A 9,030-nucleotide genomic window follows, 5' to 3' on the forward strand; every position below is an offset into this window, starting at 1 on the left:
ACGCCTCCGGCGGGAGTATTTGCGACCAGAAAGAAGCGCGAGTTTTTCTGCTTCTTTCTGGTTGGAAATACTCCGGGGGGTCTGGGGGGCAGAGCCCCCCAGCTTGTGGCCTCAAGAGACCTTCGCTCCCTGCCAGAAGGCGAAGTAGCGGAACAGCCGGTTTGCAAGCTCGGACGTCGGATGGCGTCGGCGTATAACCAGCCGGGTTGCGGCCCTTTCTTCTTGCGAGAGGGGCTGCAGATGGGTCGGGCGATGGATCATCAGCGCGGTATCGGTATGCAGGATCATGTCGGGTCTCCTTTGTATGACCCCAGCATGGCAGGACCGGACACGCGGCGCTTTCAGACAGTGCTGAGAAACCCTTGGGAAACGCCTTATTTTCACTCTGGACTTGCCGAAACTTGCAAAGCCGGGTGTTAATTCGCCATGCGATATGTCTTTTCCGACTGCGTCCTGGATGCCCAGCGGCACGTTCTGCTGCGGGGCGGCGCGCCTGTTGCACTTGAACCGCAGGTGTTCGACCTGCTGCACCTGTTGGTGCGCAATCCCGGGCGGCTGGTGAGCCGCGACGAGATCCTGGCCGAGGTCTGGAACGGGCGGATTGTCTCGGAAAGCGCGATCAGCGCCCGCATCGCGGCGGTGCGCAAGGCGGTGGGCGATGACGGCAAGGCACAACGGATCATTCAGACGGTCACCCGGCGGGGATTGCAGATGGTGGCGGAGGTTGTAGAGCACTCCGACGACACCGGCTCTGCGGCTGGGTTAGAGCGGACCGAAGAGCCGCGCATTCGTTACACCACACTGCCCACGGGGCACTCGTTGGCTTACTCGGTTTCGGGCACCGGCCCTCCAGTGATCCTGATCGGTCAGACCCGCTCGGACATTGCCGCAGAATGGCGCTTGCCATTCGAACGCCACCGGTTCGAAGCCTTGTCGCGTAAGAATACGCTGATCCGGTTCGACACCATCGGAGCGGGGCAATCAGATCCCCGGCCTGATCGTTCGGCGATCAATGAGCAAGCCGACGATATCCTGCACCTTGCCGACGCTCTGCGGCTGGATCAGTTCGCGCTTTATTCCCAATCCGGCGGCTGTTCCCAGGCCATTTACATTGCGGCGCAATATCCCGACCGCGTCACCCGCCTTGCCATGATGGGCGCCTATGCCGAGGGGCGCGCCGTGCGCGACAGCGCGGATGGCAAGGAGGCCGAACCCTTGCAAGCCATGTTGCACACCGCGCGGTCTCGGTCGGATAGCACCTTCTTCGAAGCCTTCCTGCTGGCGTATCAGCCCGAAGGACCGCTGGACTCTGTCCGGGCCTATGCCCGGATGATGCTGGACTCGGCGTCCAAGGACCATGACCTGCGCCATCGCGACGTGATCAATCATCATTCCAGCCTTCAATTCCTGCCCCGGATCACTTGTCCGACACTGATACTGCATTCCCGTTATGATGCGGTTCACCCATTGTCGGAAGCCCGCAAACTGGCCGCTGGCATAGCAGGCGCCGAAATGGTGGTGCTCGAGTGCGCCAATCACGTTCCCTGGCAGGGCAATGCGGCCTATGATACCTACTTGGAAACGCTGATCAGGTTCCTTGCAACGGAGGCAAGCTAGACCTCCATGCGCTATGTTTTCGCCAATTGCCTGCTGGACACCGACGCACTGACGCTGATGCGGGACGCCCAAGAGGTCGACATAGAGCCGCAGGTGTTCGACCTGTTGCACCTGCTGGTGCGCAATCCCGGGCGGCTGGTGAGCCGCGACGAGATCCTGGCCGAGGTCTGGAACGGGCGAATTGTCTCGGAAAGCGCGATCAGCGCCCGCATCGCGGCGGCGCGCAAGGCGGTGGGCGATGACGGCAAGGCGCAACGGATCATTCAGACGGTCACCCGGCGGGGGCTGAAATTCGTGGCCGAGGTGACGGCGGACACGCCGCCTGCCCTGCCCCGGCCTGTCCCCATGGTCCAGCGCATCCGCTATACGCGCACAGCAGAGGGGAAGTCGCTGGCCTATGCCGTCATCGGGACCGGCCCGCCGGTGGTACGCGGCGGCTACAACACCACCGATCTGGAGGCGGAGTGGAACACGCCCTCGGAACGGGCGATGTTCGACGCGATTGCGGCACACCACAGCCTGCTGCGGTTCGATCCGATCGGGTTCGGGCGGTCGGACCGGGCGCTGGAGAAATTCTCGTTCGATACCCTGGCCGAGAACCTGAAACAGGCGGCGGATGCGGCCGGGTTCGACCGGTTCGCGCTTTACACCGAATCCGGCGGGGTGCAGGCGGCGCTGCGCTTTGCGGTGAAGTACCCCGAGCGGGTCAGCCGCCTGGCCATTGTCGGCGGCTATGCCGAGGGGCGCGGGCGGCGGAACCCTGAGCTGAAATCCGACGTGATGCACTCGCTGGTGACCGAGGGCTGGACCGCGCAGGAGATCAGCTTTGTCTCTGCCATGATGCTGAGCTATTTCCCCGAAGGTCCGCTGGAGGCGATCCACGACATGGCGCGCAACATGATCAACGCGGCGTCACGCGAGACCATGCTGAAGGTGCGGGCGGCGATCCACGATGTCACGCTGGTGCCGCTGTTGCCGCAGGTGCAATGCCCGACCCTGATCATCCATGCCCGGCATGACAATGTGCATCCGCTGTCCGAGGCGCAGAAACTGGCGGCGGGGATTCCGGGGGCCGAGCTGATGGTGCTGGAAACCGCCAATCATATCCCGATACCGGGCAACACGGTCTGGGACGAATATCAACGCGCGCTGCTGGGGTTTCTGGGCGAAGCGTAGACGCTATTCGCCCAACATCTCGTTGAATGGCTTGTATTTCGCGCCGTAGCAGGGTGATAGGAGGCCAGTGACGTTGCGGGTTTCCAGCACGGTCTTGCCATCGGCGCTGAGCGTCACCTCCCAATAGTCGCGGCCGATATATTTGCCGGTGGTGTTGCGGGCGTCCGAGGTGGCGCAAAGCTTGACGGTTTGACCATCGCTGGAAAGCGGCGAGACCTGCGCCTGGCCTGGGTTTGCCGGGTCGGTAAGTTGCTTGCCTATCGCCTCGGCGGCGCTGCGGCGGGCGGTTTCGGCGGTTGGGCGCTCCTCTTCCTGCGCGGCGAGCGGCAGGGCGAGGCAGGCAAGCAGAGGGAACAGGACAAGGCGGATCATGGCGGCATGATAGGGGATGGGGCGGGCATCTCAAGAGCCGCAGCGGCAGTGCTGGACATTTGCGCCGCTGCGCCGCACCTTTCGCCGCGAAGAATGAAGGAGGCCGCAGCATGTATCAGTCGTTCGAGGTGACCGCCCGCCCGGAACAGGGGCCGCCGCGGCTGGAGCGGTTGCGCACTGAGATGCGGGCCGAGGGGCTGAGCGGCTTTCTGGTGCCGCGCGCGGATGCGCATCAGGGCGAATATGTCGCCGCCCATGACGAGCGGCTGGCTTGGCTGACCGGGTTCACCGGCTCGGCCGGGTTCTGCGCCGCGCTGATGGATGTGGCGGGCGTGTTCATCGACGGGCGCTATCGCACCCAGGTCAAGGCGCAGGTGGCCGATGTCTATACGCCTGTGCCCTGGCCCGATGTGACGTTGACGGCGTGGTTGAAGGAGCAATTGCCCCAGGGCGGGCGCGTGGGGTTCGACCCCTGGCTGCATGCGGCGGGGCAGATTCGTTCGGCCGAGGCAGAGCTGGCGGGCAGCGGTATCGAGCTGGTGCGCTGCGACAACCTGGTGGACCGGATCTGGGAGGATCAGCCGCCGCCGCCGATGGAGCCGGTCAAGGCACATCCGCTGGAATTCGCGGGCGAAAGCGCGGCTGACAAGGCGGCGCGTCTGGCCGAGGAACTGCGCCGTGCGGGGCAGAAGGCGGCGGTGATCACCCTGCCCGATTCGATCATGTGGCTGTTGAACATTCGCGGCGCGGATATTCCGCGCAACCCGGTGGCGCATGGCTTTGCCATTCTGCATGACAACGGGCGGGTCGATCTGTTCATGGCGGCGGCCAAGCTTTCGGGGTTGGGTGACCACCTGGGGCCGACGGTGACGCAGCATGAGCCCGAGGCGTTTCTGGACGCGGTGGCGGCGCTCAGCGGACCGGTGCGGGTGGACCTGAACACGGTGCCGCAGATCGTGTCCGACCGGCTGGGCGACCGGCTGGCCGAGGGCGGCGATCCCTGCGCCCTGCCCAAGGCGCGCAAGAACGCCGCCGAGATCGCGGGCGCCGCCGAGGCGCATCTGCGCGACGGGGCGGCTATGGTCGAGCTGCTGACCTGGCTCGACGGGCAGGCGCCCGGCAGCCTGACCGAGACACGGGTGGTCAGTCGGCTGGAAGAGTGCCGCCGCCGTGACAACGCGCTTCAGGATATCAGTTTCGAGACCATCGCGGGCACCGGCCCCAATGGCGCGATCATGCATTACCGGGTGACCGAGGAGACCGACAGCCGTCTGGAAAACGGGCATCTTCTGGTGCTGGACAGCGGCGGGCAGTATCTGGACGGCACCACCGACATCACCCGCACCATCGCCATCGGCACCGTGGGGGACGAGGAGAAAGCCTGTTTCACCCGGGTGCTCAAGGGAATGATCGCCATGTCGATGCTGCGCTGGCCCGTGGGGCTGGCAGGGCGCGATATCGAATGTGTGGCGCGGCTGCCGCTGTGGCTCGCCGGGCAGGATTTCAACCACGGGGTCGGGCATGGCGTCGGCGCCTATCTGAGCGTGCATGAGGGGCCGCAGCGGCTGGCCCGTGTCAGCCATGTGCCGCTGGAACCCGGCATGATCCTGTCGAACGAGCCGGGATATTACCGCGAGGGCGCCTTTGGCATCCGCATCGAGAACCTGGTGGTGGTGGAAGAGGCCCCCACCCTGCCCGGCGGCGACGCGGAACGCGCGATGCTGCACTGGCGCACGCTGACCTTTGCCCCGATCGACCGGCGGCTGATCGTCGCGGAGATGCTGACGGGTGAGGAACGCCGCTGGCTGAACGACTATCATGCCGAAGTCGCGGCCCGGATCGGCCCGCGCGTCGGCGAGGACGCGCGCCGGTGGCTGGATGCCGCAACCGCACCGATTTGACCGACACGAAGATGTTACACCACGGGGGCAACAGAACCCCGCAGGAAAGATGGACAGGAAGGACCGAGAATGAGCGACCATATCACCATCCGCAAGGCACCGGGCAAGTGGAGCGTGCGCTCGGGCGGCGCGGTGCTGGGCGAAAGCGCAAATGCGCTGGAGCTGAGCGAGGGCGACTATGATCCGGTGATTTATTTCCCGCGCGAGGATATCGCCATGGCGTTCCTCGACCGCTCGGACAAGACCACCCATTGCCCGCACAAGGGCGACGCGAGCTATTACTCGATCGTCAACCGCTCGTCCGTGACCAAGGACGCGGTCTGGAGCTATGAAAACCCGCTGCCCGCGATGGAGCGGATCAAGGGCTTTCTGGCCTTTGTGGTGGGCGACAGCGTCAAGGTCGAGCAGATCTGAGGCGACCTGCCCATCGGTCAGTCGAGGTCAATCGGCAACCACCGCATCGACCTCGATCTCGACCAGCCATTCGGGGTTCACGAACCGGTTTATGGCCATGATCGTGTCCACGGGGCGCGTGTCGCGGCAGTATTCCTTGCGCGCCTCGATCGCCTGTTTCCAGTTGTCGATATCGGTCAGGATGACGCGCGTTCTGACGATGTCGTGCAGGCCGGAGCCGGCCTGTTCCAGCGCGGCCTTGATGATTTCGAAACACTGGCGCGTCTGGGCGTAGACATCGCCGATGCCGACCGTCTTGCCGTCCGGGCCCACCGGCGCCGTGCCTCCGACCGAGATATAGGGCCCCACCCTGACCGCGCGGCTGAAGCCGACGATCTCTTCCATCGGGTTACCATTCGAGATGAGTTGACGTTTGAAGGACATGGGCGCTCTCCTTGCTCGACCGCGAAGGCACTTTAGCATGAGCCTTGGTTTTCCGGTTCGGTAATCGTTCGGGGCAATGCGTCTTTTGATGGAATATGTTAACATGTTAAAGTACATTCCACGCAGACCGGCACGGACAGGAGCAGGCACATGACCCGGAACATCCTTTTCATCATGTTCGACCAGCTCAGGTGGGATTACCTGAGCTGTTACGGCCATCCGCATTTGCACACGCCCCATATCGACCGGCTGGCGGCGCGCGGCGTGCGGTTCGACCGCGCCTGTATCCAGTCGCCGATCTGCGGCTCTTCGCGGATGTCGACCTATACCGGTCGTTATGTGCATTCACACGGGGCGAGTTGGAACGGCATCCCGCTGAAAGTGGGCGAGATCACCATGGGCGATCACCTGCGCAAGGCAGGCATGGGCTGCTGGTTGGTGGGCAAAACCCATATGCGCGCCGATGCCGAGGGGATGGCCCGGCTGGGGCTGGAACCCGACAGCCTGATCGGGGCGCGGGTCGCCGAATGCGGGTTCGACGTGTTCGAGCGTGACGACGGCATGTTACCCGAGGGGCCGGATGGCGCCTATGACCCGGACGGGGCCAAGACCTATAACGAATGGCTGCGCGACAAGGGCTATGACAGCGACAACCCCTGGCACGATTTTGCCAATTCGGGGCTGGATGCCGAGGGCAACGTGCTGTCGGGCTGGTTCCTGAAGAATTCTCCCGAGGCGGCCAATATCGCCGAAGAGGATAGCGAGACCCCCTATCTGACCGGGCGCGGCATCGAATTCATGCAGCAGGCCGAAGGGCCATGGTGCTGTCACCTGAGCTATATCAAGCCGCACTGGCCCTATATCGTGCCCGAGCCCTACTCCAGCCTGTACGGGCCGGAGCATGTGCTGCCGGTGGTGCGCTCGGAGGCCGAGCGGCAGAATGCGCATCCGGTGCTGAAGGCATTCATGGACACCAAGATCGGCCAGACGTTCTCGAGGCAGGATGTGCGCGAGGCGGTGATCCCTGCCTATATGGGACTGATCAAGCAGGCCGATGACCAGATGGGGCGGCTGTTTGCCTGGCTGGAAGAGACCGGGCGCGACAAGGATACGGTGATCGTGCTGACCAGCGACCATGGCGATTTCCTGGGCGATCACTGGATGGGGGAAAAGACGTTTTTCCACGATACCTCGACCCGCGTTCCCCTGATCATCTACGACCCCAGCCCCGAGGCGGACACGACGCGCGGCACGGTCTGTGAGGCGCTGGTGGAATCGATCGACCTGGCGCCGACCTTTGTCGAAATTGCCGGTGGCGAGGTGGCGGGACACATCCTGGAGGGTGAGAGCCTGATGCCGATCCTGCGGGGCGAGCGTGCGGGCACGCTGCGCGACTATGTGATCTGCGAATACGACTATTCCGGCTCGCCGCTGGCCAAGCTGCTGGGCGTGTCGGTGCGCGACGCGGTGATGTTCATGATCGCCGATACGCGCTGGAAGCTGATCCATTGCGAGGGCGGGTTCCGCCCGCTGCTCTTCGATCTGAAGAACGATCCGCAGGAACTGGTGGACCTGGGCGAGAGCGAGGCGCACGGGGACGTGATCGCGGGCATGTATGACAAGCTGTTCCAATGGGCGCGGCGGCCATCGCAGCGTACCACACGGTCAGAGGCACAGCTGATCGAGATGCGCGGCAAATCGGGCCGGCGTGGCATCGTGCTGGGCGTCTATGACGAGAACGACACCCCACTGGACCTGACCGTGAAGTACCGCGGCCGCACGGCGAAACCCTGGCAGGAGATCGCCAAGCCGAAGGGTTGATTACGGCACGCACCCGACTGAAAAACATGCGACAGAAACGCGAATTTGGAGTACCCTATCCTATCCGTAGTTCGCATGTTTCGAGGGGGAAGATACATGGCGCTGGAAGTCATCGGGGCTGGATTCGGCCGCACGGGTACCAATTCACTAAGACTGGCGTTGCAACACCTGGGCTTTGGCCCCTGCCACCACATGTTCGAGGTACGCGACAATCCCGAACAACTGCCCGCCTGGGAGGCCGCCGCGCGGGGCGAGGCGGTGGACTGGGACGCGATGTTTCAGGGCTATCGGTCACAGGTCGACTGGCCCGGTGCGGCCTATTGGCGGCAACTGGCGGCGCATTACCCGGATGCCAAGGTGGTCCTGAGTGTGCGCGATCCGGATGCCTGGTTCGACAGCGTGCAGGCGACGATCGGGCCGTTCATGACAGTGATGCGCGGCAAGCACAGCAACGCTCACATGAACGCGATATCCGAGATGTGCGCCGATTTCATCGCGCGGGACATCTTTGACAACCGGCTGGACGACCGCGCCCATGCCACCGCCGTTTTTGCGGCGCATGTGGACGAGGTGCGCGACACCCTCCCGGCCGACCGGCTGCTGGTCTACGAGACCGGCAGCGGCTGGGGGCCGCTCTGTGATTTCCTGGGCGTCCCGGTGCCGGAGGAGCCCTATCCGAATACCAACAGCAGCAAGGAGTTCCGCGCACAGCAGGGCATCACGACCTGACACGCAGCGGATGAACTAGGCTGATCGGACCCTCGTTGGGCGAGTTGTTGACCTCAGTCCCGGGGCGCAAGGGGCCGGGTATGGGCGCCGAGGAGATAGCGGAACTCCTTGGCGGTCTTGCCGGTGTCGATCTTGCGGAACAGGTTGGTGACATAGCCGCGCGCCTGGCAGTCCGTGTCGCCGGTGATGTCAAAGGCCTCTTGCGCGACGCAGAAGGCAATATCCTCGTGATCGAACTCCCAGCCGTCGGCGGTGGCGGTGACATAGTAATAGCGGTTCTTGAGATCGCCGGTCAGCACGGTCAGGCATTGCCCCGGCTCGAAGATGTACCAGCCTTCGCTGACCCAATCGCCACCCTTCCTGTATCCAAGCGCCACCGATTGGGTGGCGGCGCTGTCGTTGCAGATCTCAAGCCCGGCCAGCGTTGCGGTGGGGGTGCTCAGCAGGAGGGCAAGAAGGGAAAGCTGGGGAAAAATGAAGTTGGTTTTCATGCCGCCAGCCTAGGGTCTGTTGAGATTCACTTTGAGTTCAGGAGAGCGGCGCAGGCATTGATGATTGCCGTAAAGCTGAGGTCTGT

General features: G+C 63.9%; 10 protein-coding genes. 6 read left to right on the plus strand and 4 right to left on the minus strand.

Annotated elements, in window-relative coordinates:
* Positions 1 to 111: 111 nt before the first annotated feature.
* The gene (locus OEZ49_RS12410; RefSeq protein ID WP_263388605.1) at positions 112 to 288 is read right to left on the minus strand and encodes a hypothetical protein; all 177 of its coding nucleotides are present in this window, start codon (positions 286 to 288) and stop codon (positions 112 to 114) included.
* A 138-nt stretch (positions 289 to 426) separates the two neighbouring features.
* Here OEZ49_RS12410 and OEZ49_RS12415 point away from each other — a divergent pair, with 138 nt between their 5' ends.
* Positions 427 to 1,617, plus strand: coding sequence for an alpha/beta fold hydrolase (locus OEZ49_RS12415; RefSeq protein WP_263388606.1), 1,191 nt, complete (start codon positions 427 to 429; stop codon positions 1,615 to 1,617).
* Between the two features lie 6 nt (positions 1,618 to 1,623).
* Positions 1,624 to 2,793 (plus strand): alpha/beta hydrolase, encoded by a 1,170-nt coding sequence (locus OEZ49_RS12420; RefSeq protein ID WP_263388607.1) that lies wholly within the window; start codon positions 1,624 to 1,626, stop codon positions 2,791 to 2,793.
* A gap of 3 nt (positions 2,794 to 2,796) precedes the next feature.
* Here the strand turns inward: OEZ49_RS12420 and OEZ49_RS12425 are convergent, their stop codons facing one another.
* Positions 2,797 to 3,165, minus strand: a complete 369-nt coding sequence (locus tag OEZ49_RS12425; RefSeq protein WP_263388608.1) for a Rossmann-fold NAD(P)-binding domain-containing protein — start codon at positions 3,163 to 3,165, stop codon at positions 2,797 to 2,799.
* Between the two features lie 110 nt (positions 3,166 to 3,275).
* Here OEZ49_RS12425 and OEZ49_RS12430 point away from each other — a divergent pair, with 110 nt between their 5' ends.
* Positions 3,276 to 5,066: an aminopeptidase P family protein gene (locus tag OEZ49_RS12430; RefSeq protein ID WP_263388609.1), complete on the plus strand. Its 1,791-nt coding sequence runs from the start codon at positions 3,276 to 3,278 to the stop codon at positions 5,064 to 5,066.
* A 69-nt stretch (positions 5,067 to 5,135) separates the two neighbouring features.
* Positions 5,136 to 5,480: a DUF427 domain-containing protein gene (locus OEZ49_RS12435; protein ID WP_263388610.1), complete on the plus strand. Its 345-nt coding sequence runs from the start codon at positions 5,136 to 5,138 to the stop codon at positions 5,478 to 5,480.
* A 27-nt stretch (positions 5,481 to 5,507) separates the two neighbouring features.
* Here the strand turns inward: OEZ49_RS12435 and OEZ49_RS12440 are convergent, their stop codons facing one another.
* The gene (locus OEZ49_RS12440; protein ID WP_176828106.1) at positions 5,508 to 5,903 is read right to left on the minus strand and encodes a RidA family protein; all 396 of its coding nucleotides are present in this window, start codon (positions 5,901 to 5,903) and stop codon (positions 5,508 to 5,510) included.
* A gap of 150 nt (positions 5,904 to 6,053) precedes the next feature.
* Between OEZ49_RS12440 and OEZ49_RS12445 the strand changes: the two genes are divergently transcribed.
* Both OEZ49_RS12445 and OEZ49_RS12450 read left to right on the plus strand, forming a co-directional pair.
* A complete protein-coding gene (locus OEZ49_RS12445) occupies positions 6,054 to 7,724 on the plus strand; it encodes a sulfatase-like hydrolase/transferase (protein WP_263388611.1) in 1,671 nt (556 codons plus the stop codon).
* Between the two features lie 96 nt (positions 7,725 to 7,820).
* Positions 7,821 to 8,453 carry a sulfotransferase family protein gene (locus tag OEZ49_RS12450; RefSeq protein WP_263388612.1) on the plus strand — a complete coding sequence of 211 codons (633 nt, stop codon included), beginning with the start codon at positions 7,821 to 7,823 and terminating at the stop codon, positions 8,451 to 8,453.
* Between the two features lie 53 nt (positions 8,454 to 8,506).
* Here OEZ49_RS12450 and OEZ49_RS12455 read toward each other — a convergent pair whose 3' ends face one another.
* Positions 8,507 to 8,944, minus strand: coding sequence for a DUF1036 domain-containing protein (locus tag OEZ49_RS12455; RefSeq protein ID WP_263388613.1), 438 nt, complete (start codon positions 8,942 to 8,944; stop codon positions 8,507 to 8,509).
* Positions 8,945 to 9,030: the final 86 nt, after the last annotated feature.

Source organism: Ruegeria marisflavi, from assembly GCF_025673445.1.
Classification (GTDB): domain Bacteria; phylum Pseudomonadota; class Alphaproteobacteria; order Rhodobacterales; family Rhodobacteraceae; genus Ruegeria_B; species Ruegeria_B marisflavi.